This is a genomic window from Cohnella ginsengisoli (assembly GCF_029525555.1).
GTDB lineage: Bacteria > Bacillota > Bacilli > Paenibacillales > Paenibacillaceae > Cohnella > Cohnella ginsengisoli.
On sequence record NZ_JAPDHZ010000002.1, the window covers coordinates 13,299 to 37,767 of the forward strand.

Here is a 24,469-nt window from a genome sequence, read left to right on the forward strand (position 1 = left end):
GGAGGGAAGGCGAAGGCTACAATCTTCGCCGAACGATGAGCGGCCTTAAAACGGAAAAAGACGAGCAGAACCTGCATATAAATGATTCGACTCGAACGATGTCACGAAAGGCGCTTCACGAAGCGGTGCCTGCGATCGATAAGTTCGCCAGAGCGGGCTACTTGGCAAAAGGGACTGTTTATATCATGATCGGGGCATTGGCAATGATGACTGCGATTGGGCATCGAAAGGAAACGTCGGATACGAAGGGCGCAATCGAGACGATTGGCGCGCAGCCGTTAGGCGGCATTCTGCTGCTCATTCTTGCCGTCGGACTGGCTGGATTCTCGGCGTGGCGGTTCGTGCAAGCCTTCGCGGATCCGGACGGCGAGGGAGGGAACGGAAAAGGAATCCTTGTACGCGCCTCTCGTTTTGGCGGGGGAATCTTCTATGCGGTAATCACCTATCATGCAGCGAAAACGAGCTTCGGGGGCAGGCCTTCTTCGGAAAACAGCGAACAGACGTTGACAGCCGTAATTCTGCAGCAGCCGCTTGGTGCTTCGTTTATTGCTGCAGCCGGACTCGGCTTTGCCATATACGGGATTATTGAGATCGTCAAAGCGATACGCAACTCCTTCACGGATTCATTTAAATTGAACGAAATAAAACCTGCCATGTACCGATATCTCGTGGCTGCGGCGAAGTTCGGTCTATGTGCCAGAGGCGTCGTATTCGGCCTCATCGGTTATTTTCTCGTACGCACCGCCGTTTTTTCCGATCCTGAAGAAACGAAAGGCTTGGACGAGGCGCTCGCCGAGCTCGCGCTGCAGCCGCACGGCCGATGGTTGCTCGGCGCAGCGGCGCTCGGGTTCGTCGCGTACGGGTTCTATATGTTGGGATTGGCCCGTTACCGGAAGACCATCGGCAAGCAGCGCGAACGATGAATCTGAGATCTCGCGCATGGAGCCAACACAATAATGTAAACATGAAATTTTACAACCGCGAATGAAACCGACCGTCCGCGCTCTTCCTTAAAGAGCTTGAGCGGTCGGTTTTATTGCACTTATCAGGATATAGCGGACCTTATGAATTTCATATCCTTTCCTTCATAATTTCATATTCCGGCGGATGAACGTTTGAAAAAAAAGAACCGAGATTTGTTGTAAGATGTAGCAAAGAGAGCAAGTTCTATTAGGGATGGTGACGATCTCTGGTTGCGTTGTTTATTTTCCGCTATTTTGGCAGATCCATGTACCGAAAAATGATGCTGACGTCCTTTCTCATTATCGTGCTCACGGTGTCGGCGCTCGTGGCGAATTTTTATTCCCGCACGGCGGGGGGATTTAAAGAGGCAGGCCGTCGAGACAAGCGAAAGAGCGATGCAGCAATCCGCGGTCGCGCTTAATTCCTATTTGGAAAATGTTCGCGGCTTCGCCTGGAGCAACTTCAGGGATTTTGAATTTCAGAAGTTCGTCCAAAGCATGGGCAGCAACCCGGACGCGCTGAGCAAATACACGGGCGATTTTACGATTTACGTGAACGACAACCCCATCGTTTGGTCGATTACCGTCGACCAGCTAAACGGATTTTCTCTCAGAGCCGGAAACGCGATTCCGGATATGCTGCCGGAAGAGAAGGCGCGCATTGCCCGCATCGCCATCGAAGCGAGCGGCAAAGGCGTATGGGTTCCATCGACGATATACGGATTAAATGCAGATCAGATGGAGCAGACGCTTACTTTCGCGCAAGCCATTCGAAGTATCTCGCTCACTTCTCCGGGTCCGATCATCGGAGTCATGATGTACAATCTATCTTTCCATTCGTTAGATCAATGGTTCAGGAAAGTAGAAGGAGACCAGTCTAATCGTACTTATATTGTCAAGGCAACCGACGGTACCATCGTGCATTCCCTCGTTCCGGCGGAAAGAGGCGAATCCCTGCTCAGTCCCGATGATCTGAAGTCCGTCAAGAAAGCGAAAGGCGGACACTTCTATTCAAGAAGGGATTTCGGCTCGGCTTTGGTCCTTTACGAGAAATTGGAGCGTTCCGACTGGATGCTCGTGACGATGATGCCGGTTAAGCTGCTCATTAAACCGGTAAACGATTTCACGAAGAGTACCCTCTTATTCGGATCGTTAAGCTTGCTTTTCTCTATGCTGTTAGCCGGATTGTTCTACTCTCGGACGATTACGCCTCTTAAAGAATTAAGCAAAGGCATGAAGGCGATCGAAGTCGGAAATTACGAGGTGATCCTCCCGGTTAGAAGCTATGACGAATTAGGGTACATCACGTCGTCGTTCAACCGAATGGCCAAGGAAATCAATCGTCTTATTTTGAAGGTATACGAATCTGAAATCATAAAGAAAAACGCGGAAATCAAAAGCTTGCAATCCCAGATCAATCCTCATTTTCTTTATAATACGCTCGGCATCATCGATAGCTTATCCGCCATCGACGGGGATGCCAGAATATCGTTTATCAGCAGATCGCTTGCCAAAATGTTTCGTTACAACATCAGCGGCGAAAATATCTCGACGATGGAGGCGGAAATTCAACAAATCCGGTTGTATTTGTCGATCCAGAAGATTCGGTTCGAAGAGAAATTCGATTATTTGATTTACGTCGAACCGGGGCTGGAGCAAGCGCCGATTCCGAAGATGCTTCTGCAGCCGATCGTGGAGAACAGCATTCTCCATGGCGTAAGCCGAAGCCGTCATTCCGGAATCGTCAGAATCGAAGCGACAATGGAAGACGGAGATCGCGTGCAGGTGAAAATTTGGAACAACGGCATGCCGATCGATACGGAAAGACAGGAATGGCTCCGCACTAGATTAGCCGGGACGACTAAACACGGGGAGTCGGTCGAAAACCGTTCTTCCATCGGCTTGCTAAACGTTCAAGCGAGGATCAGGCTGCTATATGGCGACGATTGCGGCGTTTCTTTCGAAAGCAGCAGCGCGTACGGAACGACGTTTATATTGACGTTAAGGAAACAGGTGAACAAAGGAGGGAACGAAGGATGAGATACATCGTTCTTGACGACGAGCCGATCATACGCCAGGGCGTCATCCATAAAATTCGGCAGACGGGATTGCCGCTCATATTCGCGGGCGAGGCCGACGATGGCGTAGCGGGGCTGGAACTGGTTCGATCGGCGAAGCCGGATATCGTCTTGACGGATATCCAGATGCCGGAAATGAACGGCCTGGAGTTCATTCGCATAGCCAAGACCTTGTATCCGCGGATGGAATATATCATTCTCAGCGGATTCGACGATTTCGAATACGCCAAGCAGGCGATTGGCTACGGCGTAAGCCATTATCTCTTAAAACCGGTGGAGGACGAAGAACTGTACGAGTCCCTGAACGGCTTGATCGAACGGCTGCAGGCGGAGAACCACCGCGACAACATGTTTTTAAAGCTGCAGCATCAAGCGGAGACGGGGCAGGAAGCGGCGCGAAGCCAAACGCTCACGAGGCTATTAAACGAAGAGGAAACGAACCTCGCGGATCCTTTGTTGGACGAACTATCCGTCGGCTGCGTTTCTTTTTCATCGGTCGTCCTGCAGGTGGAACCTTTAAAATTACCCCATTATTCGTTCGCGGAGGACGAAGAGGAACTGATTTGGTTCTCGCTAAAAAAACATCGTAACGGAAGGGTTCAAGTCCGTAGGCATCGCGGGCTTTCTCGTTCATAGTTCGCTGAACCGCTGCGAATTCATATATGTGTTCGGTCTCAAAGCGGGTCAAGATCGATCAATCGTTCTTTCCGCGGCCGACACGGTCGCTTACGGCGTTCGCAAGTATTTGAAAATCAACGCGGTGGTCGGGATCGGTCCGTTCGCGGATAAGCTTGACCGCATCCAGGAGATTTACCGCGAAGCGAAGCAATCGGCACGGAACGCGGTGCTCCATGGCGGCAACCGGGTGTCGCATTGGACCGCGCAGCTCCCCTATAAGGCAAACAGGCAATCCATCATCGGCAGCGAGGACGGCAAACTGCTCGCGGAATGGCTGGATCGTCTGGATGCGGATCAAATCATTCGATGGACCAAACGGCGCCTGGGCGCGATCGCGCAGGATCCGAATTCCGTTTTCGTGCAAATCGAATGGTTTTGCGTCGATCTTTATCTGCTGTTCAATAAATATTTGCTTGCCAATGCCGTAGACGCGGAATGGACGATCGGCGAGTTGGACGACATGCTGCGCTGGCTGCAGCAGATCACGCGAATCGGCGAAATCGAAGAACGGATGATCGGATTGGCTTCGAACGTGATCGGCGTTCTTGCCAGAAGCGGAGACCGGTCGGGGAAAGAGGTGATGGAGGTCGTGCGGGCGTATATCGATCATCACTTCGCCGAGCCTTTATCCCTGCAGTCCATCGGCGAGCGGTTTTCCATTCATCCGAATTACTTCTCCAAACGGTTCAAAGAAAAATACGGCGAAAGCTTCATCGAATATTTAACCTCGCTGCGAATGAAGATGGCCGCCGAGCTGCTAAGCGACACGGATTTAAAAATCCATCAAATCGGGGAAAGAGTCGGCATCGAAGACGCTGCCTACTTCGGAAGCGTCTTTCGCAAGTGTTATGGCGAGACGCCCAAGCAATACCGGGAACGCTTGCATTCAACTTAAAAATTTCATATCGAATCGGAATAACACGTTAAGATATTCGCTTAAACCTGCGAATCGGCGGACCTATAATTTAAACAAGCAAGACGAAACGTACACGAGGGGGGAAGCTGGCTAGAATGAAAAAGAAGATTCGCATGTCCGCCGCATCCGTGTTATTGCTGTCGATCGCTTTGACGACCGCCGCATGCGGAGGGAACAACGGTAACGGCAACGCGTCTGGAAACGCGTCTCCGAGTACGAACGCCGCCCCTGAGAGCAGCGCCGCCGCATCGGCCTCCGAATCTCCGGGCGCTTCCGCGCAAGCGGAACCCGTAGAGATCGTCGTGTGGGATAAACCGAGCGCCGACGCGGCAGACAAGGCCTTCAAGGAAGAGGCTTTCGCCGCTTTCGAAGCGAAGTACCCGAATATCAAGGTCATTCACGTCGAGCAGACCAAAGAGAAAGAACGCGAGCAATTCATGACCGCGGTAGCCGGCGGGGAGCAGCCCGATCTGTACAAGAACCCGTATCCGGACATGGAATCTTACATCGCGCAAGGCATTGCGGCAGACATTACCGATCTTTGGAACGGCTTCGAAGGCAAGGACGGCTATCTGCCTTCGTCCCTGAACGCCGCGACGGTAGACGGCAAAATTTACGGCGTTCCGAACGACATGTACGTCACGGGACTGTTGTACAACAAGCAAATGTTCGCCGACGCGGGACTCGATCCGGCTGCGTCCTTGAAGGACTGGGACTCGTTCGGAGCGGCCGCGCAGAAGATGACGGACGCCTCCAAGGGGACATACGGCTACGCGATTCTCGGCATGGATTGGGCGGATTGGTTCTTCGAGTACTACGTATGGCAAGCGGGCGGCGATCTGACCGAGAAGCAGCCGGACGGCACGGCCAAATTGACGTTCACGTCCGACGCGACGATCCAAGCGCTGCAATACTACAAAGACTTGAAATTCAAGTATAAAGCGACGCAAAAGAATGTCGTACAGAGCTTGGACGATAACCAGAAGGACTTCTATACGGGACGCGCGGCTTCGATGATCGCGGGATCCGACTGGATCGGGGGCCTCGTAGCCAAAGGCATGGACCTGAACAACATCGGCTTCTCTGCCTTGCCGGTCGGTCCTTCCGGCAAAGCGCCTTCGCAAGTCGGCGGAAGCTACTGGATCCTCAATCCGAAGTCTTCTCCCGAAAAGCAGCAGGCGGCCTTTACGTACGCGACCTATATTACATCGAAAGCGTACCTCGAATCGGTGCTGCAATACAACAAGGACAACGGCATGTTCCCGAACCTGCTCTCCGTTCGGACCGACGTCGACGTGACGGATTTCGTCGACGGCCTGCCGGCGGAGGTCGTGAGCGGCGTTCAATCGGCTGCGAAAGACACGCATCTGGAATATTTCCTTAAAGCGCGCCTCAGCCCTTATATCGTCAAGCCGATCCAACAGGCGCTCTTGAACGAGAATACCGATCTGAAGGCCGTGCTGCAGACGGCGCAGGATCTCGCGCAGAAGGAAGTCATCGATAAGTATAACGAGGAAGTAAAAAAAATAAAAGAGATCGGGATTCTCTCGAAGAGGGAATCCCGATGCTATTCCAGGGGTGAACGAACCTTATGACGAGAATAACGAACATCCGTTGGATGCCCGTCTTGTTTCTGTTACCGTCCGTGCTCTGCTATTTGTTGTTTAAATACTATCCGCTGTTAAGCATGGTCCGCGTCAGTTTCTTTCGCTACAGCATCGTCAATCCGCCCGGGAAGTTCATCGGCCTGGCCAATTATACGGAGTTTCTTTCCTCGTCGACCTTCTGGCAGGCCGTATCCAACACGTTCGTGTTTTTCGCGCTTTATCTGGGTCTAACCTTCTGGATTCCGATCGTGCAAGCGCTGCTGCTCAGCGATATTCGCAAGGCGAACGCGTTCTTTCGCTTCATGTACCAATTGCCGACGATCATGCCGGCGGTCGCGGGCGTACTCGTCTGGAAATGGATGTACAACCCCGATTACGGTTTGCTGAATTATTGGCTCCAATTTTTCGGCCTTGGCCCGTACATGTGGCTCAACGACTTGAATATAACGAAGCTGGCCATCGTATTGCCCGCGGTGTTCGCCGGCAACGGCATCTCGCTTCTGCTCTATTATTCGGCGATCAAATCGATTCCGACGGAAATCTTGGAAGCGGCGAAAGTAGACGGAGCCAGTCCTTGGAGAAGAATGTGGACGATGCTGCTGCCGAACATCCGCTTCATAATCGTGATCCAGTTCATCGCCTTCATGTCCGGCGTCCTGCTGGCTTACGACAATATTTACGTCATGACGCAAGGCGGCCCTGCGGGAAGCACGACCGTCGTATCGATGCTGGTCGTGAACACGGCCTTCCAGCAATCGCGCTTCGGGATTTCGGGCGCCATGTCCTTGTTCATGTTCTTCGTGATCGCTTTATTGACCGTCCTGCAAAATAAAATCTCCGCTGAAAAGGATTGAGCGATATGAAACGAACGCGCATGGCGGAGAAAGGGCAGCGGTCTCTTACCTTTACGGCTTACGCGGTGACGATTCTCTTTACGGTTTTTTCCCTTGTTCCCGTGCTATGGATGGTTTCTTCGGCGTTCAAATCGGATAAGGATATCGACGCCTATCCGCCCAAGTGGATCCCTCAGATTCCCCAATCGATCCGGGTCACGCTCGATTATTCGGGACTTGGGCCGATGGAGCGGGCGGATTACGAAAAGGATGCCATGGAAGCGACCTGGTTTCCCTGGATGAAGAATATACGGGAGAATATCGGCGAAGTCAGAATTACCGGCATCCGGGACGGCAAGATGATCTTCCAAGCCTTTATGGCTTCGTCCTCGTTTCGGGCCGGACAGCCCTCGATCGTTCCTTCCACGTTGTTTACCGATCAGTTGATGGATCGCAAGCTTCCGATGATTCGCGAGAAAAAGCTGTCCAAGTTTACTTGGTACGGGGACGGAGGAGGCGACGTTTCGGACAGGAAGGGCGTGGCGGAGAGCGAGCTTTCGTCGCGGTTCGCGGATTTTTACGGTTCTTCGGAGATCGTTCAGGGAAAAGTCGCGACGATCGAGGAGAAACAAGCCTGGATCCGCCTATTCGACAGCTTTATTTCGGTGAACAAGATCGCGATGAATGCGGCCGGTCCGCTTGGATTCACGAAATATTTCATCAACAGCGCGATCGTGACGCTGTCCTCGGTGGCGATACAGCTGTTACTCGGGGGGATTGGCCGGTTATACGCTCGCTCATCTGATCACGAACAAAAAGTGGCAGTTCTTTTGGATTATGTTTTTTTCTGGCGACGATTATGATACCGGATATTTCGCTGCTATTGCCGCTGTATTTGCTCATGAAGGATTTGAATCTGGTCAATTCGCTTTGGGCGATCATTCTGCCTCATTCCGCCTGGGGCATTATTATCTTCCTGTTCAAAGGCTTCTTCGATCAAATCTCGAAGGAGCTCTTGCAAGCGGCGAGGGTCGACGGGGCCTCCGAATTTCGCACGTTCCTTCAGATCGTCGTTCCGCTATCCGTGCCGATCTTCGCGGCCGTCAGCGTGCTGACGTTCATCCCGGTATGGAACGAATTCGTCTGGCCGCTTGTCGTTAACAACCTGCCTAAGTATTGGACGTTTACCGTCGCGCTGAACGATCTGCAAAATCAGAGCAACGTTCAACAGAACATGATTATGGCCAGCTCGTTTATTTCGATGATTCCTTTGCTCGTGATTTTCGTCTTCGCGCAGAAGTATATCGAGAAAGGCGTGGCCTTCTCGGGAGTCAAAGGATAGCAGGAAAGATCGGATGCTCATTGCTAGGAGGAGGCGATTAAAATTCTTTCGGTCCATCTGCTTTGCGAATACTTGCCGAACCCCGTAGCGATTCAGACGGAATCGCCTTGCTTCAGCTGGCAATTAAGCGCCGACGGTCGCAATCGGTCGCAAACCGCGTATCGGGTCACGGTTGCCGACGATCCGGGGAAGCTGAATGCGGAGCGCGAATTGCACTGGGATTCGGGCAAAGTCATGTCGAATAAAAGCTATCATGTCGTTTACGAGGGAAATCGGTTGGAGAGCGATACGCGATATTACTGGCGCGTCGTCGCCTGGGACGAAACGGATCGCGAGGGGGGAGCCCAGCGAAACGGCCTACTTTCATACCGGGCTACTGCAAAAAGAGGATTGGTCTGGACAATGGATCGGCGCGCCGGATATCGCGGGCTCTCCGCTATTCTGCGGAACGTTCTCGGTCGGCAAGCCGTGCGAGCGCGCCGTCGTTTACTTCGCTTGCCTGGGATACGGGGGAGCTCTACTTGGACGGCAGCAAAGTCGGCGATCATGTTCTCGATCCCAACTGGAGCGACTACGACGATCGAACGATCGAAGGATTGCTTTATCCTTATAATGATAACGGAAAAAAATCGGTCTATTACGTTGCCTACGACATCACTGCCGATTTGACGGTGGGGAAGCATCGTTTCGGCGCGATGTTAGGCAACGGATTTTACAATCAAACCGCGCGTACGGTCGAAGGCCGAATGTCTTACGGAAATCCCCGTTTCCTTCTCCAATTGAATATTAAATACGCAGATGGCATCACTGAGCGTTTCGTAAGCGACGGCAGCTGGCGCTGCGCGTGCGGGCCGATCCTGTTCGATAACGTTTTTGTGGGCGAGGTTTATGACGCCAGACGCGAGATCGAAGGATGGAGCGAATCGGACTTCGACGAATCGGATTGGCAACCGGTACGAATCATGACGGCGCCTAGCGGCGTGTTAAGGGCGCAGCAGTCTCCTGCGGATAAAGTCATGGGCACGATTCGGCCGATAAGCCGAACGCAGCTTGGAGACGGGCGTTACGTCTACGACATGGGTCAAAACTTCTCGGGATGGGTCAGATTGCGGGTGAGATCGACGCCCGGCGGCTCCCGCTTTACCCTCAGGTTTGCGGAAAAGCTGCACCCGGACGGCACGCTCGACTTTACGAGCGCGGGCGGAACGGACCAAATTCAGCATGACGTCTATATTTCGAGGGGCGACGCCATTGAAGATTACGAGCCAAGATTCGTCTGGCACGGGTTTCGTTACGTTGAAATATCGGGCTTTCCCGGCGAGCCGGCGGACGACGCCGCGATCGGCGTTATCGTCCACGCTTCGGTGGATGCCATCGGTTCCTTCGAATGCTCGGACGAGACGCTTAACCGCATTCAGCATTTGTACCGTTGGTCCCAGCTGAGCAATCTGCACGGCGGCGTTCCGAGCGATTGCCCGCATCGCGAGCGATTAGGATACACCGGGGACGGCCACATTACGGCCAAGGCCGCCATCTATAACTTCGGAATGGCCTCCTTTTACCGGAAGTGGGTTCAAGACATCGGCGACGCGCAGAACGTCCAGACTGGCTTCGTTCCCCATACCGCTCCCTTTAACGGAGGCGGAGGCGGACCGGGCTGGGGAAGCGCCTATGTCATCGTGCCTTGGCTCGTTTACCGGGCTTACGGCGATTTGAGCCTGCTTCGGGATCACTACGAGGGCATGAAGAGATGGGTCGACTATTTGCAAGGCTGCACGGATGACGGATGCATCGTCGAGAGAGAGGAGCCGGGGAGCTGGTGCCTGGGCGATTGGTGCATCCCCGGTTCCATCGAACTGCCAGAACGCGTCGTGAACACTTATTTTCACGCTTACGTCACGCAATTGCTCGGACGCATTGCGCAAGTGCTGGGTAGGGGAGACGATCAGCGACGCTACGAGGCAAGATACGCCGACATTTGCTTGGCGTTTAATGCGCGATTTCTGGACCCGGAGCGTAGTCGCTATTCGATCGGCAGACAGGGAGCGGATCTTTTCGCTTACGCGCTCGGCTGCGTTCCGCCCGAACGGGAGCCGGCCATCCGAAGCCGGCTGCTGAGGCGGTACTCGGAGGCGCTCGGGGGCTGCGTTGATACGGGCATTTTCGGAACCGGTCTGCTGTTCGACGCGCTGGCCGATTGGGGCGAGACGGATACCGCGATCGCGCTGGCCGTCCGAGACGAATATCCCGGATACGGCTATATGATCAAAAACGGCGCTACGACCCTCTGGGAGAGATGGGACGGGCTGGAATCCCGCAACCATCCGATGTTCGGGAGCATCAGTGCCTGGATGTTCGAGCATTTGGCGGGCTTGCGCATGTGCGAACAATCCGTCGCTTTCGCGCGAATGGTCGTAAAGCCGCCGGTTACTTCGAAGCTCGCATGCGCCAAGGCGAAGATCTCGACGATCAGAGGAACGTATGCCGCCGGCTGGAAGCGGGACGGGGATTTATTGATGCTGGAGGCTGTCGTTCCGGCAAACGGGTCGATCGTCATCGAGCTGCCGGAACGCTTGCGGGAGCCGATCTCGCTCTTCGAAAGCGGGCAGCCTCTGTTCGAAGGCGTCGACTACGAAACAGAGGACAACCGAATCGTTCTGGGGTCCGGCAAATATCGAGTGAGCTGGTCAGCTCGTCCGTAACCCAAGTAAATTAATGGAAAGGAGGTGACGATGATCGAGCAAGTCGCCTTATATTGAAATCGCTTTCATAAAACGAAGGAGTGAATTCAATGAACCAGGCTCAAGTGAAGAACAGTTTGTTCAAGGGTGTGAATGGGAATAAGCGGATCTCGCTGGCTCTAATTGCGATCATGACCATGACGATTCTTTTATCCTTTCCGCAGGTCGGCTTCGCGGCGACGTCCGCGACGATTCAATTCAATCAGAGCCAGGGTCAACGCAGCCCGAATGTCTTCGGAGGCGCGATCAACCAGCTCGACGGCGCATCCGACGTGGATTCCCTTCGCTCCGTAGGCATTAGCTTCGCCCGCCGCGACGTTTATTTATCGCAAATTCTGCCGAATACGACCGTCGCGCAATATTTGGCTGACATGTCCGTCTCGGGCGGCGTGGACGACCCGAATAATTGGGATTGGAGCCAGTACGGGTGGGTGGACACCTACCATAACAAAGGGCTCAAGACCATGATCATCTTGTCCTATAACGTGGGTTGGTTGTCTTCTAACAACGCGAATAACGGCGTTCCGAAGAACTGGACCGTCTACGAGGACATCATTAAGAAAATTACGCAGCGATTCCAAGGGAAGATCGATTTCATCGAGGTTTGGAACGAACCGGATCTCGCCCAATTCCTCGATATTTCGAATAGCGGTTACGCCAACAGCTTGGCGGCTTACAAGGCGATCTACACGCATGCGGCCAACGCGGTCCGCAGCGTCAACGCCACGATCCCGATCGGCGGGCCTTCGTTGTCGACGACGGACACGAGCTGGGCGAATGCCTTGCTTCAGGACGCGAACATTAAGCCGAACGTCAACTTCCTGTCCTATCACCAATATCAGATGGTCCCTAACGGCGAGCCGAATATTCAGGCTTTAAGGAACGTGGCCGCCGCGAACGGCGTCTCCAATATGCCGATCTATATCACCGAATGGAATTGGGATTGGCAATACATCGGCTCTTCGATGAACAATGATTCGATTCATGCCATTCCTTACGTCGCCCAAAGATTGAACGATATGATATGGAACAACGCTGCGGGAACCGGCTACTTTGCTTTCAACAAGCAAACGACGCATCCGGATTTCTATTCGATCTATTCGAACGGAAGCCTGACGCCGAAGATGAACACCTATCGCGTATTGGCCAAACAATTGGGACTCGGGGCCGGCGCTTTCACCTTGAGAGGCAGCTCTTGGGTCAACGGAGCATCGACGATCGTGGCGGGCGGCGCGACCAACGCGAGCGGGAATCCGGTCGCTTGGGTCGTCAATACGTCCACCTCGGGCGGGGATAACCTGAACTTTAATTTTAACGGATTAAAAGCGAACACGTCGTATGTAGCCGCGGCTTACGAGGCGAGCCTGTGGCAGAACGGAACGGCGGTAAGCTTCACGACCTCGTTCACGACGAACGCGAGCGGGAACGCGACCCTATCCTTTTTGGACGCCGTACGAATCGGTTATCGGAATTAAACTGACTGAGCAAACCCCGAGCCCCGGCGTCGTGTCGAACGGAAGCTTTGAATCGCCGACCACCACGAACTTCGCTTACAGGCCATTAGGCGCGACTTGGACGTTTACGGGCGATGCGGGCATTCAGCGCAACGGCGGCGACTTCGGCGCTTCGGCCGCTCCGCTGGGGGTGCAGACTGCTTTCGTTCAGAATAGCGGAACGATGTCCCAGCTCGTCAGTCTGGCGGCGGGTACGTATAAAGTCACCTTTAAGGCGGCGAAACGAACGAGTTACGGCGGTACGCAAACCTTCAAGGTCATGTTCGATTCGACCTTGATCGGCACTTATACGCCTTCGACGGGTACGTTCGCGGCCCTCACGACGAGCAATTTCACGGCAACGGCGGGCACCCATTCGATTAGCTTCGTCGGTACGACGACTGGAGACAATACAGACTTCATCGACGACGTCGTGCTTTCAGCCGTGTAAAAAAGAAGCTGCTACCTTAAACGCTGCTTGTTGCGCAATGCTCGCATTATTCGCAGAATCTCTCCTATGAGAAAATGGCTATCCCGTAGAAGAGAGAACGTACCGTCCAGTTCGGCAACCTAAATATATGCGGGAAATAGAAGGGGCGAGTTTTCGCTCCTTCTGTTCCTTGAAGATACTGACTTAAAGTAAGTGTAGTGATGAAGTTACCTTGGCCAAAAAATCCGAGATTCCTTTACGGACATGGCTTGGTGCCTCTAGGGGCGATAGATGGCCGGTTGGGGGGAATGACTTGCAGTCAGAAATAACTTCAAGCATTGCAGTTTCTGGCCATGCTCTACGAGCCAAAAGTGTACTATTTTGCATATCCTCGAGCACCAATAATGTTATTTGAAAAGGCACCTCCTCGGGTGCCTTTTTGATTTTGCGCAATAGCTGCTACTATGAACCGTACCATAAGTGACGGCGTAAAATTGAGGTGTGGGTTTCATGTTGTTAATTGAAAGCATCTCGATTCTTTTAGCTAAACCGCTTGATATCACCCGCAGGAGAATCCGAACAAGCGAGCATATTCCCGGCTGAATTGGGAAGGGCTCTTATATCCTGCCTCGAACGCGACATCTGCCACATGGGTAGATTGACAGCGGAGGTGGCGTTAAGCTAACAGGGGGGGGGATAGCTTAATTCAATTCAAATGTACTGAGGCATTTGGCAATAAGGGATAGCGGGGAATGAGTGATCACCATGTTGTTGCCCTCCAAGATCGGATTTTCCGTGTACAAAAGTAACCCTATCGAAGTATTCAAGATCGGATTTGGGGGCATGGGCTATCGATGGAAATGCTTGGATGCGGATCTAGCAAATTTAAAATGCGGAAATGAAGAGGAGGCTTGTCGGAATGAACGTGCTTGTAACGGGAGCATTCGGCAACGGCGGTCAAGCGGTGAGCCGCGCGCTGCTTCAGGCGGGCCATAACGTTCGCATGGCGGACGTCGTTCGGACGGGGACAATGGAGTTCGGAGACGCCGAATTCGTACGATGTGATACGCGAACGGCCTCGGACGTACGTCATGCGGTCCACGGAATGGATGGGGTCATTCATCTTGCCGCATGGCATTGCGCGCATCAACCGCCAGTTAGCGACGACACGATCTTCGCCGTCAACGTCGACGGCACCTTCAACGTACTAGAGGCTTGCCGGCAAGAGGGGATCCGGTCGATCGTTTACGCCTCGTCGATGGCTTACGGCTGGGGCTCCGTATATGGAGTCAGCAAGGTGATTGGCGAAGATCTTTGCAGGGCCTACCATGAGATGACGGGGGCGTCCATCGCGATGCTTCGATATCATGAATTCATCCCACGCCCGTATCTCGAGTTCGGCGCTCGTCTTCTGCGGAACGGCGTAGACCGTCGGGACATCGCTTCCGCGACCGTTAAGGCGCTAACTGCAGCAAATAAGAAAGCGTTTAAGCTTTTTGGGACGATCGTGCATACCGACCATGGAATGCCGGAGCAGGTTGTCGTCGACTTTGCCCGGCTAGGTCCCGAATGGTGCGAGCGACAAGTGCCCGGTGCGATGGCATTGCTCGAAAAATACGAGATCTCGCTGCCAAATGAGGTAGAACAGCATGACCTATCGGAAGCTAAAAACGTAATCGGTTGGCAGCCTAAAGTTGGCTTCGTGGATTTCTTAAGAAATCTAAAAAAAGAGAGATGAGATCGGACTGGAGATCCGTAATCTGATTGTGCCTTCTGAGCTTCCGCAGGACAGCCAATGACGAAATTCAAGAAAAAGAAAGCCGCTTAATATGTGGAGCCCCGATCGTAAGTTTCACAGCTATTAAAGAAGAAAAAAACAGGGGCCCTTCCGGTGGGGGAGTAGCCCTGTTTTTTCGACTGTTCGAATAAATAGTGCGTTTTTTAATTGAGTTCATGCCGCTCTGCCAAATGACATTCCCTGAATAATGGGTAACATATAAAGTCGGTAATCGTATTTAAGCCCATTCTTTGCCCCAAGTCTTCATTTCGTGAATAATCTTGTGAAGCGCTTGTCCCTTTACGGTCAAATGATACTCAACCGTCGGGGGGAATGATTGCATGAGCCTCACGAATCAGAATGTTACGATTCTCAAGGTGACGCAAAGTATCAGTTAGCGCTTTCGAACTGATGCCGAAAATTGAACTTTTCAATTCGCCAAACCTTTTTTTGCCGTATCGACTGCCATACCCGGAGCCAAAAACCCCGAGCAAGTACAATTAAACGCCTCGGCATCCGTCAGACCGCTATTTACCGAGGAAGATTTGCAACTCATCATGGAAGTAACCGAGTAGGAGGAACAGCATTGAACATTCTCATTACCGGAGCTTCTGGGAGCGTAGGCACAGGCGCAGCAGAGGTTTTGTCCGCCAATCATCGAATTCGGCTCTCGGACGCCGTGCCTATCAATTCGCCGCATCCGTTTTGGTCAGCCGACGTCCGTGAACCCAACTCCTTGTTGGAGGCAACTGAAGGGGTAGAGGTAATTATTCATACCCCCGCCTTTCACGGCGTTCATCTAGGACAACGCACCGAGCAAGAATTCTACGATTTGAACGTCACCGGAACCTTTCATATGTTCCAAGCCGCCGTTCGAAACCGCGTTCGTCGCGTCGTGTGGTTGTCGAGCATGTCTATTTACGGTTCATCGTTCTATTCCTATACGAAAAAAATCGGCGAGCAATTATGCCAATTTTATCACGAAAATCACGGGATTGAGATCATCATGCTCCGACCAGCTGACTTTACGCCTTACCGCGACATTTTTCATTATGGCGAGAGAATGCTGCACGGCGGGGTAGACCGAAGGGACATCATACAAGCCGTCGAATGCGCGGTATCTTGCAAAACGCCATTCGGTGCTTACCATATCGTACGTCAAGATCCTTTTGACGAACAGGATGTACGGGTATATTCAGAATTTCCTCTCGAAGTTTGGGAGAAGGCCTATCCTGGATCAAAGGATTTTATAACAAAGCAAGGGTTCCGCATTCCGCAGCAAATTCAAGTGACCGACCTATCCAAAGAACGGCAAGAGCTCGGATTTTCGCCGCGCTATAACTTTGGCACGTTTATGAAGGAGTACGATTCGAATACTACCTGAATAGGAAGGGGTTTGAATAAATATGCGTTTAAAGAAATTTGGACGAACGGGACACGATGTAACGATGCTTGGCTTCGGAGCGATGGAAATCCGCGGCCGCGAATTTGGAGCGGCAGACCTGTAACGGACGGCGAGGCGGAACGGATCCTGAATGCCATACTCGACGTCGGAATCAATTTTATCGATTCGGCGTACGACTATGGTCTAAGTGAAGCGTACATTGAAGCATTTCAAACAGCTCAGGTTCGATAACCAATGTCTAAGGACACAAAAGCGGGGACATAGCTTTCCGAAAAGCTTGAGAAATCAAGCTTTTTTTATTTTTGTGTCTTAATCTTTATGTTGTAACAAGATGCACAAATGCAGGGACATTGTATTCTAATGACACAAATCTAAAGACATTGTCAGGGATAAGATAATCAAATACTCCAGGCTGGACTTCGACTCGTTTAAATTATTAGTTCCAAGGCATTTTTTTTAAAATTGATGGAGGCTATGCAAAGACCTTGGTGGAAAGCCGTATTCCCCTGTTCACATTCAATTAATAATTCCCTGATACTTTACCTTATGAAGGGATTGAGTTTAGTTACATTCCAATAAATTCTAATACGTTCTAAAATCTTATATTCCAATGGATGCGAAGAGGGATTAGTTGATATGTATCAGACCATTATTGAGTTCGTTAGTCTGTTTTTCGCTGGCATCCTGGCCGGCGAAGAGTTCGTGATTCGCTACGGTGTGCATGTGTCCTTGGCAATTCTGGACGAGCAATCACATATTAAAGCCCGTCAAGCACTAATACTGAGACTGCGAGTACTGGTGCCCGCCATTATTTTACCGACAATCGTGTTAGGGATTGTCGCACTAATTACGGGTGTTAGGACTGAGCCTGTTTTCGGCTTTTGGTTGGCGGGAGTTCTTGCCTTGATTTCCCTTTTGTTAATTACACTTATCGGCACTCTTCCTATTAACAAGGGCGCGCTCGACTGGCAACCCGATGCACCACCAAGAAATTGGAAGTTGCTAGTTCGAATGTGGGGGCGTTTAGATGTGATTCGTTCCTCGGCGGCAATCTTGGCATTTGCATTCTTTTTTGATAGCTGTGGCACTTCGGTTAACTGGTAATTGAAGACTTTAAAGCGCTTGCCCGTTATTCAGCAAACGGAGAACGATAGTTTAAAAACTACATTTTGCAGGTTGCCTCGACAGCTTGCTTTTTTTATGAAAATGAATCTTTGCTCGAAGGATCTGGAGGAAGAATTAGGCTGGACGAGAGACGGTAAAGCCTTTTGCTTGAAGTTGGCGGATGATCTCAGCCTCACGTCGCTTTTCACGTTCTTGTCTGAAGCGTTCCAGATAGTCAGCCCCGAGTTCTTTATAGGGGGTTACGCCAAACGGAACAGAGCCATTATTCGTAATTGAGCAAAACGGGAAATATGGTTATATCGATAAAAATGGCAAGATAAAGATCAAACCCCAATTCGATTTGGCTCACGACTTCTCGGAGGGCCGTGCGGTTGTCGAGGAGCGGGCGGGAGAAGATTCCGGGTTTATGATTGAAGATATTTTTTGCTTGATGGGCTCAGTTCAATCTATAGACATATGTATAAAATACGGGTTTTGTGTAAATATAAGACCCTCAAGATAATTCCTATGAAAAACGCAGAAATTAAGATAAGATTAGAAAAAGAAACCCTATACCAAGAGGTAAACATGAATAAGGCAAAAATTCTGAGATCCAAAATATACTTATTGATATTTCCAGCGATTGCGTTTGTGATTGTTTCACAATTCATCACTTTTCCAGACAAGTTTAACTGGCAATTAGTCTTATTCTTGATATCCATAGCGATCATTGAACGGCTCTACATGCACATATTCAACAAGATCTGGCTACCCTATTTCATTATTGTAATAGGCCTCATTATTTTTGCTAAACATTCGATTTTATATAGTTTCTTCTACCTCGTGCCTGATGCTTTGATAATTTGGTTAAAAAAGAAGATTAAGCCTATGGTATGATCTACTGCCGTCCTTGTCAATTAGCTTAATTACGATTGTTTTGGGTAATTTCTTTTACAATTGGACATCTCACTCTTACATCACCCGCCTTGAAACATTATTTCTACTTTTTGTGGTGAATTGGGTGCTCGCGTATTTCTTCTCATCACTTGAGTCCGGCAAACTGACAACATCGCCAGTAGTTTCAACCTTCATACCGACTTGGTTCGAAATTGGTGTCATCTTTCCTTATTTAGCTGTATTTAATTATTTTAATTATCCGGTTGTCCTGTCCGCTTTTTTGGCTTATCTAATAGTTGTTAAAGTATGCCATTCGAGAAGAATGCAAGTTAACGAATCACACGTTAGACAGCTCATTTCTCTCATAAGTACAAGATATAATTTACAGATCCTGTTGATGGATTTAGGCTCCTTAAAAGGAGTATATTACCCGATCCGACATTTAATTGTTATTAATCACAAACTCGATTATCCGGATCAACTAGATACACTTGTGCATGAATGGATTCATTGTGAGTTAAGAAAATACAAAAAAGTCTCCCCTCCTGCTTGAGGAATTTTGGGTCACGTTTTTAGAGGCAGTAATTAGCTGGTACTATGTATTCAATTTAAAACGAATCCTGTCGGCAGGAGGATACAAATGAGTCAGCGACTAGGTCAAGAATTAAGGCGTTTGCGTAAAGAAAAGGGATTAACCTTAGAGGAAGCGGCATTTACGGCAGGGATTACACTACAATATATGAGTCTACTTGAAAAAGGGCAAAGGAAATCGGCCTCATTTGAAGTCATGACAAACATTTCAAAACTCTATGGGGTTCCATTGGACTATTTCGCTCAATTTATTGATGATGAGCAAAGCCAAGTGCACAACCTAAGCGAAACCGAACTTGAAATATGGAGCGCTATAAACAATAAAGTGAAGGATGAAATTTATTACAAAAAAGGGAGACTTACTGGCCGATTGGCTTCGTTCATTTTTTCGTAAATAATGAAGAAGCCTTTTTAAAGTAAATATAATTTCATCTATAGTTGAATTGTACCCTGAAGAACTTTATACTTTGTGCTATACCGTTCTTCAGAGGAGGCACATTTTTGAATCTTAACAAAAGGATAGAGCTTGCAGTTTGGTCGATCAAGATCTTAAAAAGCGATACGATCTTTCCAAAGCGAGCTAACGCGTTTGATTTTACCTATCCTACTCTTCGGAGCACTGATATCACTGATGTTGATGCTGAGTTTGTTGCTGATCCTTTCATGGTCTCGGATGGATTGAAGTATTATCTTTTTTTTTGAAGTGATGAATAAGCAATCTGAACGCGGTGAAATCGCAGTTGCTATTAGCACGAACGGGGAAGAATGGATCTATGACCAAGTTGTCCTTAAAGAAAATTTTCACCTATCCTATCCCTTCGTATTTTCTTACGAAAATGAATATTATATGATACCAGAGTCATCGAATGCAGATGGCGTATTTTTGTATAAATCCATTCAATTCCCATATAACTGGGAGAAGCAAAAACAGCTGCTATCGGGTCCATTTGTGGACCCGACTCTTTTTAATTATAACCAAATATGGTGGATGTTCGTTGGTAGCAAAGATGGAAGAAATCTTCATTTGTTTTACTCTAACCGCATAGACGGGGAGTGGGATGAACATCCATGTAGTCCGATTATTAGAAACGATTTGCACATCTCTCGGCCAGCTGGGAAAGTTATTTTTCATGAAGGCGAACTCTACCGATTTACGCAAGATGGAGTTCCATCGTACGGAAAGATGGTTAGAGCCGCTCGTATCAAAAAGCTGAATGAGTACGAGTATGCAGAGGAAATCATAGAGCGATGCTCGCTAACTGGATCCGACCAAGAAGGGAACTGGCGTAAGGATGGAATGCATCATGTAGATCATCTCCAAACAAAAGATGACGAGTGGCTCATCGCAGTTGATGGACATTTCATGAAGGAACAAAACTATCTCATTTGGAAGGCTAAACGTTTTATTCAGAGACCTTTCTATAGTTCTTATAAATTATCTCGCAACATTATTCGAAGATTGCAACTTATTGTTCATTCATTTATGTATCGTTTGGTGATCAAAATGAAAAGCAATTCGTGAAAAGACGAATTGCTTTTGATCAAAGGATTTCGTTGTCGCTTAAATTTCAAATCTAGCTGCTTCCGATCTATACTATTCTCATTCATTTTTCAGCAATTCAAATACAACTTCCGCCAATCGTTCGTGCTCGCGTTCATATTCCATCGATTCGCGGCCGCAACTATCGTCGCGAATATTGTATTGAGCAATCAGTCGGCCTGGATGGGCTCCCATAACGATCAATTTTGTTCCTAATCGAATAGCCTCATCAACATCATGCGTCACCATAACGAATGTTTTTCCGGTATCTTTCCACAATTTTACAAATAAATCATGCATTCGGCGTTTAGTGAAGGCATCTACTGAAGCCAGCGGCTCATCCATGAAAACGATCTTCGGGTTGGTCACTAGCGTTCGCGCCAATGATACACGTTGTTTCATTCCGCCTGAAAGTTCATAAGGATATCGTCGAACCGAGGATTCCAAACCAACGCTTCTGAGTGCATCTTGCGTTCGTCTGTTTCTCTCTGGCTTTAAGATCCCTTGCATCTTTAAGCCAAACGCCACATTGTCCATCGCGGTCAACCAAGGAAATAATGTGGCCTGCTGCATCATGATTCCGCGCTCTAAACTGGGTCCTTCGATTCTTCGGCCAAGAAAGAGCGCTTCTCCGTTCGTTGGCGTTAAGGTTCCTGCGAATATTCCCAGCAAACTGCTTTTTCCACAGCCTGACGGTCCAACGATGGTTACGAACTCCCCCCCTCGTCTATCGTCAAATTTATGTCTTGCAAGGCACAAAATGTTTTCTTGCCTTGTTCATACGCAAGCGAAATATGCTTCAATTCAAGAACCTTCATGACTTCTCCCCGGCTCCGCGTACAGCTTCTTGCAATAAACGAGAAGAAACGGCATCCTGGAATACCTTTTGAGAAGGCACCTGGTCGATCAGGTTTTGCTCCTTCAGGAAATGCGCCGTATCCTCCAGCACTTTCCCAAAGTTCCCCCTGATGATCGGGCGTTCCTAAATAATCGGAGGTCAACTGCTCATCGGCTGAAAGCCAAATCAATTCTTTCATCATCTCTAAGGCTTCTTCATGCGAAATCCCAAATTCTTTGGCTACGACTGCGGCAGCTTCATCGGGATGACTTCGAAATAACGTCACGGCTTTATTCAGCGAAGCGAGATAGGTTTTGACTTGCTCGGGATGACTTTCTGCAAAGGACTTGCGAACAACGATTACGTCTGCGGTAACGATGCCTTTATGTGCCAGTTGCCCGCTTGTGATCAGCACATGTCCCCCGTTTTGCTGCATTTGCTGCAAGGTCGGCTGCCAGACGTAACCGCCGTCGATATCTCCCCGATTCCAGGCAGCCAGCATATCGGCCGGCTTCATATCTATGATATGAACCTTGCCTGAATCGATTTGCGAAGCCTGCAAGGCGCCCAGCAAGGAATATTGCGTGGTAGAGCCAAAAGTAACGGCAATCGTTTTTCCGACCAAGTCCCCTATCTCCTGAATGCCGCTTGTGTCTTTGACGACCAAGGCTTCATTGTCCCCGATCACGTCTGCAAGCCATATCACTTCATAATCGATCCCTTTTGACAAACCGGTCGAAACTAATGTGGACCCCACCAATCCGATGTCAATGCTGTCAGACGCCAAGGCGTTGTTTACGTCGCGTCCGGAGTCAAATGGAACCCATTTTACCTTCCATCCGCTCAGGGCTTTTTCGTGCCATCCTGCGCCTTTTGCCACGGCTTCTGTGTTCGGAATGGTCTGAAACCCGATACGGATTTCCTTCGATTTACTGCCCGGGTCCCCGCACCCGCTATTAGCCCCATCATGGCGGCAAGCAGAACGATTCCGACAAGGCGTATAAATTTCAATTGTACCACTCCTCCTCGATTACTCGGCTTTGCCTTTCCAAGGTACGAACAGACGTTCCAGACACCGGAAACAACCTTCGAGAACCAACCCGGTCAATCCCATCGCCAGAATCCCGACAAAGACATGATCGCTCTTCAAAAATTTGCTGGCATCCAGCACCATCCATCCGACACCCGATTCCGCCGCCACCATCTCCGCTGCGACAAGCGTCGTGTAGATGAACCCTAAAGAAGTTCGCATGCCAACAAAGATATCCGGAAGCGTGGAAGGGAAAATGACGTATCGGAAAAGCTTCCAGCCCGATGCGCCTAAGATCCGAGCAACCAGCATTTTGGCGGGATCTAAGCTTTCGACGGCGGACACGCAAGCGATAAAAATCGGAGCGAAGCCAGCAAGAAATAAAAGCATGATCTTCGACATCTCCCCGATTCCAAACCATAAAATTAAAAGCGTATAGTAGGCCAATGGCGGTAATGGCCGGTAAAAATGAACAAGCGGAGCGACAATAGCGCGAATCGAATGCCATCTCCCGCATAATAGTCCGATCGGCACCGCCGTCAGGACGCAGCACAGAAAGGCAATGAGAATTCGAGCGAGACTCGTGCCCAGATGATTCCAAAGACTTGACCCGTGGTAGCCCTGGCCAAAAGCATCAGAAACAAAGGCTTGCCACACGGAGCTTGGAGAGGGCAAAAATAAGAGCGGAACGAATCCGCTGTCCGAAACCAATATCCAAACGCATAAAAGGACGATAAACACGCCAATTGACAAAAAAGAAAGCAAGCCGTTTGTTGTTCATTTCCTCCTCCGATTAGCCACAGTTATCCAGAATTTTTTGCCAAGTAGGAATATCATATGTGCGCTAAAGCGATTGGGGACATCCGACCCGGCCCATATTTCTGAAAATCCGAAGCCCTTACGGCGACGAGCCCGATTCGGAAAATGCCCAACCCGGTCCCGCAGATGCCCATATAATGAAGAAGAGCGACGAACCTCGAGGAGAAGTGAACCGATGGGCAAATGGGAGCTTCACCGTTTTTATTACAAAGACAATCTTGTCCGCAGCCATATGCCGCCAACGGCTGTCTATGGCAAGATGAGCCTCCGAAGCTACTTGAACAAATATGGATCCGTCTATATCAAGCCGAATTACGAACATCAAGGCGCCGGTATCATCAAAGCCTGGAAGACGGATTCCGGCCGCTATAAGTATGTCAAGGTTAGCGGAAAGGCGACCGAATTACCTTCCCCCAATGCGCTGCATCGCAAGCTCAAGCTTCGGAAAAAGCCGATTCACGTCGTTCAAAAAGCGATTCCGCTCGCTAAAGCAGGAGGAAGATCGTTCGACATTCGCGTCATGATGATGCGTCATCGAAGCCGCTGGACCTATATCGGGATGCTGGCTAAGGTAGCAGGCGCAGGAAGCGTGATTACCAACGTTAGGCGAGGCAATGGATACGTATTGTCCGTGCCTGAGGCTCTTCGTCAGGCGGGGCAAAAGAGCCATGCCGCTAAGATGGAGATGCTAAAAAAAGCTAAGTTATAGGATCTGCAACCGATTCGACCGCTATAAGTATTCCAGACAGATCGGTATCGATTACGGAATCGATCGGTCAGGGAAAGTCTGGTTAATCGAGGTCAATTTCGATTATCCGTCCCATACGCTGTTCGCAAAGCTGAAAGACCGTTCTGCCTACCGCCGCATTAAGTCGATTGCTGCCTCCTGGAGAAAATGACATCCTTAGAATGAGCGATCGGAAGACCCAGTCCTGTCCCTGTCGGTCACCGTTCCTGCCCTTTGCTTCAGATGCTCTGTTGCTTCGTGATAGAAGTCGCTTGTGCGCCATCATCGTTTCTTGCCCATAATTTGCTCAAGAAAGTAGCCGTAGACCAAAAACGTAAACGGGACGAAGCAGGAAAATACCTCTGCTTCGTCCCGTTTTACTAATTCGGCTTCATTTCAGCCTCTTGTTTCAACTTTAGAAGGGCTTTTGGGACAGCGCCCTCGTAAGCTATGACTTAGATGCTCTTATCCACGCAAGCGGTCAAACGCTTTTCGATATCAGAGGCTATGTTCATCAAGGCGTCGTTCTCCACAAGCCCAATCACCGCCGTCGGCTTTGGCATGCCGATCTTGGTCGTGCCGTTCTCCACATACACGGCCAGTTTGCAAGGCAGAAAGTATCCGACCAATGCGTTTTCAGTTAATACACGCTTGGCTTGAC

At 50.0% G+C, this 24,469-nt stretch carries 28 protein-coding genes and 2 pseudogenes; 22 read left to right on the forward strand and 8 right to left on the reverse strand.

The window, feature by feature from the left end:
* Positions 1–125: 125 nt before the first annotated feature.
* The 12 genes and pseudogenes from OMP38_RS00085 to OMP38_RS00135 all read left to right on the forward strand — a co-directional run bounded on the left by OMP38_RS00085 (position 126) and on the right by OMP38_RS00135 (position 13,101).
* Positions 126–923: a DUF1206 domain-containing protein gene (locus OMP38_RS00085; protein ID WP_277563374.1), complete on the forward strand. Its 798-nt coding sequence runs from the start codon at positions 126–128 to the stop codon at positions 921–923.
* 435 nt (positions 924–1,358) lie between these two features.
* A complete protein-coding gene (locus OMP38_RS00090; protein ID WP_277563375.1) occupies positions 1,359–3,002 on the forward strand; it encodes a cache domain-containing sensor histidine kinase in 1,644 nt (547 codons plus the stop codon).
* Entirely contained in the window at positions 2,999–3,676 is a 678-nt protein-coding gene (locus OMP38_RS00095; RefSeq protein ID WP_277563376.1) for a response regulator, read from the forward strand. The genes OMP38_RS00090 and OMP38_RS00095 overlap by 4 nt, the downstream gene beginning before the upstream one ends.
* 28 nt (positions 3,677–3,704) lie before the next feature.
* On the forward strand, positions 3,705–4,613 hold the full coding sequence (locus OMP38_RS00100; RefSeq protein ID WP_277563377.1) for a helix-turn-helix transcriptional regulator: 909 nt from the start codon (positions 3,705–3,707) through the stop codon (positions 4,611–4,613).
* 116 nt (positions 4,614–4,729) lie between these two features.
* Positions 4,730–6,229, forward strand: a complete 1,500-nt coding sequence (locus OMP38_RS00105; protein ID WP_277563378.1) for an extracellular solute-binding protein — start codon at positions 4,730–4,732, stop codon at positions 6,227–6,229.
* Between the two features lie 23 nt (positions 6,230–6,252).
* Positions 6,253–7,095 (forward strand): carbohydrate ABC transporter permease, encoded by an 843-nt coding sequence (locus OMP38_RS00110; protein ID WP_277565115.1) that lies wholly within the window; start codon positions 6,253–6,255, stop codon positions 7,093–7,095.
* Between the two features lie 5 nt (positions 7,096–7,100).
* Entirely contained in the window at positions 7,101–7,937 is an 837-nt protein-coding gene (locus OMP38_RS00115) for a hypothetical protein (RefSeq protein ID WP_277563379.1), read from the forward strand.
* Positions 7,934–8,416 (forward strand): carbohydrate ABC transporter permease, encoded by a 483-nt coding sequence (locus tag OMP38_RS00120; RefSeq protein WP_277563380.1) that lies wholly within the window; start codon positions 7,934–7,936, stop codon positions 8,414–8,416. Before OMP38_RS00115 ends, OMP38_RS00120 begins: the two co-directional genes overlap by 4 nt.
* Positions 8,417–8,473: 57 nt before the next feature.
* Positions 8,474–8,740, forward strand: a pseudogene (locus OMP38_RS36585) (glycoside hydrolase family 78 protein); the annotation flags it as partial.
* Between the two features lie 197 nt (positions 8,741–8,937).
* Positions 8,938–11,118: an alpha-L-rhamnosidase gene (locus OMP38_RS00125; RefSeq protein WP_277563381.1), complete on the forward strand. Its 2,181-nt coding sequence runs from the start codon at positions 8,938–8,940 to the stop codon at positions 11,116–11,118.
* Between the two features lie 89 nt (positions 11,119–11,207).
* On the forward strand, positions 11,208–12,632 hold the full coding sequence (locus OMP38_RS00130; protein ID WP_277563382.1) for a GH39 family glycosyl hydrolase: 1,425 nt from the start codon (positions 11,208–11,210) through the stop codon (positions 12,630–12,632).
* Between the two features lie 31 nt (positions 12,633–12,663).
* Positions 12,664–13,101: a carbohydrate-binding protein gene (locus OMP38_RS00135; RefSeq protein WP_277563383.1), complete on the forward strand. Its 438-nt coding sequence runs from the start codon at positions 12,664–12,666 to the stop codon at positions 13,099–13,101.
* A gap of 519 nt (positions 13,102–13,620) precedes the next feature.
* Here the strand turns inward: OMP38_RS00135 and OMP38_RS00140 are convergent.
* Positions 13,621–13,756: pseudogene (locus OMP38_RS00140) on the reverse strand (AraC family transcriptional regulator); the annotation flags it as partial.
* A 243-nt stretch (positions 13,757–13,999) separates the two neighbouring features.
* Here OMP38_RS00140 and OMP38_RS00145 point away from each other — a divergent pair.
* Complete coding sequence (locus tag OMP38_RS00145; protein ID WP_277563384.1) at positions 14,000–14,818, forward strand: NAD-dependent epimerase/dehydratase family protein; 819 nt, start codon at positions 14,000–14,002, stop codon at positions 14,816–14,818.
* A gap of 277 nt (positions 14,819–15,095) precedes the next feature.
* On the opposite strand, the gene OMP38_RS35415 is transcribed toward OMP38_RS00145, so the two are convergent.
* Both OMP38_RS35415 and OMP38_RS35420 read right to left on the reverse strand, forming a co-directional pair.
* Positions 15,096–15,200, reverse strand: a complete 105-nt coding sequence (locus OMP38_RS35415) for a winged helix-turn-helix transcriptional regulator (RefSeq protein WP_420869569.1) — start codon at positions 15,198–15,200, stop codon at positions 15,096–15,098.
* Entirely contained in the window at positions 15,175–15,357 is a 183-nt protein-coding gene (locus tag OMP38_RS35420; RefSeq protein ID WP_420869570.1) for a winged helix-turn-helix transcriptional regulator, read from the reverse strand. The genes OMP38_RS35415 and OMP38_RS35420 overlap by 26 nt, the downstream gene beginning before the upstream one ends.
* An 86-nt stretch (positions 15,358–15,443) precedes the next feature.
* Here OMP38_RS35420 and OMP38_RS00150 point away from each other — a divergent pair, with 86 nt between their 5' ends.
* The 7 genes from OMP38_RS00150 (at position 15,444) to OMP38_RS00180 (ending at position 20,376) form a co-directional block, all read left to right on the forward strand.
* Positions 15,444–16,241, forward strand: a complete 798-nt coding sequence (locus OMP38_RS00150) for an NAD-dependent epimerase/dehydratase family protein (RefSeq protein ID WP_277563385.1) — start codon at positions 15,444–15,446, stop codon at positions 16,239–16,241.
* A 12-nt stretch (positions 16,242–16,253) separates the two neighbouring features.
* Entirely contained in the window at positions 16,254–16,493 is a 240-nt protein-coding gene (locus tag OMP38_RS00155; RefSeq protein ID WP_277563386.1) for an aldo/keto reductase, read from the forward strand.
* Positions 16,494–16,898: 405 nt separating this feature from the next.
* On the forward strand, positions 16,899–17,366 hold the full coding sequence (locus OMP38_RS00160; protein ID WP_277563387.1) for an anthrone oxygenase family protein: 468 nt from the start codon (positions 16,899–16,901) through the stop codon (positions 17,364–17,366).
* Positions 17,367–17,685: 319 nt separating this feature from the next.
* Positions 17,686–17,889, forward strand: a complete 204-nt coding sequence (locus tag OMP38_RS00165; protein WP_277565116.1) for a WG repeat-containing protein — start codon at positions 17,686–17,688, stop codon at positions 17,887–17,889.
* Between the two features lie 1,014 nt (positions 17,890–18,903).
* Entirely contained in the window at positions 18,904–19,248 is a 345-nt protein-coding gene (locus OMP38_RS00170; RefSeq protein WP_277563388.1) for a helix-turn-helix domain-containing protein, read from the forward strand.
* A 107-nt stretch (positions 19,249–19,355) separates the two neighbouring features.
* A complete protein-coding gene (locus OMP38_RS00175) occupies positions 19,356–19,556 on the forward strand; it encodes a hypothetical protein (RefSeq protein WP_277563389.1) in 201 nt (66 codons plus the stop codon).
* Between the two features lie 4 nt (positions 19,557–19,560).
* Positions 19,561–20,376, forward strand: a complete 816-nt coding sequence (locus OMP38_RS00180) for a glucosamine inositolphosphorylceramide transferase family protein (RefSeq protein WP_277563390.1) — start codon at positions 19,561–19,563, stop codon at positions 20,374–20,376.
* Positions 20,377–20,454: 78 nt separating this feature from the next.
* Here the strand turns inward: OMP38_RS00180 and OMP38_RS00185 are convergent, their stop codons facing one another.
* Genes OMP38_RS00185 through OMP38_RS00200 form a run of 4 tightly spaced genes read right to left on the reverse strand, consistent with a single transcriptional unit; the run spans position 20,455 to position 23,043 of the window.
* The gene (locus OMP38_RS00185; RefSeq protein WP_338130371.1) at positions 20,455–21,153 is read right to left on the reverse strand and encodes an ABC transporter ATP-binding protein; all 699 of its coding nucleotides are present in this window, start codon (positions 21,151–21,153) and stop codon (positions 20,455–20,457) included.
* Positions 21,102–22,244, reverse strand: coding sequence for a taurine ABC transporter substrate-binding protein (locus OMP38_RS00190; RefSeq protein WP_338130458.1), 1,143 nt, complete (start codon positions 22,242–22,244; stop codon positions 21,102–21,104). Before OMP38_RS00190 ends, OMP38_RS00185 begins: the two co-directional genes overlap by 52 nt.
* Before the next feature lie 18 nt (positions 22,245–22,262).
* On the reverse strand, positions 22,263–22,919 hold the full coding sequence (locus OMP38_RS00195) for an ABC transporter permease (protein ID WP_338130459.1): 657 nt from the start codon (positions 22,917–22,919) through the stop codon (positions 22,263–22,265).
* A complete protein-coding gene (locus OMP38_RS00200; RefSeq protein ID WP_277565239.1) occupies positions 22,897–23,043 on the reverse strand; it encodes a hypothetical protein in 147 nt (48 codons plus the stop codon). Before OMP38_RS00200 ends, OMP38_RS00195 begins: the two co-directional genes overlap by 23 nt.
* 213 nt (positions 23,044–23,256) lie before the next feature.
* Between OMP38_RS00200 and OMP38_RS00205 the strand changes: the two genes are divergently transcribed.
* Together OMP38_RS00205 and OMP38_RS35425 are read left to right on the forward strand one after the other, a co-directional pair.
* Positions 23,257–23,790, forward strand: coding sequence for a YheC/YheD family protein (locus OMP38_RS00205; protein WP_277563392.1), 534 nt, complete (start codon positions 23,257–23,259; stop codon positions 23,788–23,790).
* Positions 23,791–23,836: 46 nt separating this feature from the next.
* Complete coding sequence (locus tag OMP38_RS35425) at positions 23,837–23,980, forward strand: YheC/YheD family protein (protein ID WP_420869612.1); 144 nt, start codon at positions 23,837–23,839, stop codon at positions 23,978–23,980.
* A gap of 283 nt (positions 23,981–24,263) precedes the next feature.
* On the opposite strand, the gene OMP38_RS00210 is transcribed toward OMP38_RS35425, so the two are convergent.
* Positions 24,264–24,469, reverse strand: a 206-nt coding sequence (locus OMP38_RS00210; protein ID WP_277563393.1) for a DUF302 domain-containing protein, incomplete at its 5' end; no start/stop codon positions are given.

Coding starts and splice junctions, on each gene's coding strand:
- OMP38_RS00090 (WP_277563375.1), top strand. CDS start 1,359: ATGCAGCAATCCGCGGTCGCGCTTAATTCCTATTTGGAAAATGTTCGC.
- OMP38_RS00095 (WP_277563376.1), top strand. CDS start 2,999: ATGAGATACATCGTTCTTGACGACGAGCCGATCATACGCCAGGGCGTC.
- OMP38_RS00105 (WP_277563378.1), top strand. CDS start 4,730: ATGAAAAAGAAGATTCGCATGTCCGCCGCATCCGTGTTATTGCTGTCG.
- OMP38_RS00110 (WP_277565115.1), top strand. CDS start 6,253: ATGCCCGTCTTGTTTCTGTTACCGTCCGTGCTCTGCTATTTGTTGTTT.
- OMP38_RS00115 (WP_277563379.1), top strand. CDS start 7,101: ATGAAACGAACGCGCATGGCGGAGAAAGGGCAGCGGTCTCTTACCTTT.
- OMP38_RS00120 (WP_277563380.1), top strand. CDS start 7,934: ATGATACCGGATATTTCGCTGCTATTGCCGCTGTATTTGCTCATGAAG.
- OMP38_RS00130 (WP_277563382.1), top strand. CDS start 11,208: ATGAACCAGGCTCAAGTGAAGAACAGTTTGTTCAAGGGTGTGAATGGG.
- OMP38_RS00145 (WP_277563384.1), top strand. CDS start 14,000: ATGAACGTGCTTGTAACGGGAGCATTCGGCAACGGCGGTCAAGCGGTG.
- OMP38_RS35415 (WP_420869569.1), bottom strand. CDS start 15,200: ATGCAATCATTCCCCCCGACGGTTGAGTATCATTTGACCGTAAAGGGA.
- OMP38_RS00160 (WP_277563387.1), top strand. CDS start 16,899: ATGTATCAGACCATTATTGAGTTCGTTAGTCTGTTTTTCGCTGGCATC.
- OMP38_RS00170 (WP_277563388.1), top strand. CDS start 18,904: ATGAGTCAGCGACTAGGTCAAGAATTAAGGCGTTTGCGTAAAGAAAAG.
- OMP38_RS00180 (WP_277563390.1), top strand. CDS start 19,561: ATGAATAAGCAATCTGAACGCGGTGAAATCGCAGTTGCTATTAGCACG.
- OMP38_RS00200 (WP_277565239.1), bottom strand. CDS start 23,043: ATGAACAACAAACGGCTTGCTTTCTTTTTTGTCAATTGGCGTGTTTAT.
- OMP38_RS00205 (WP_277563392.1), top strand. CDS start 23,257: ATGGGCAAATGGGAGCTTCACCGTTTTTATTACAAAGACAATCTTGTC.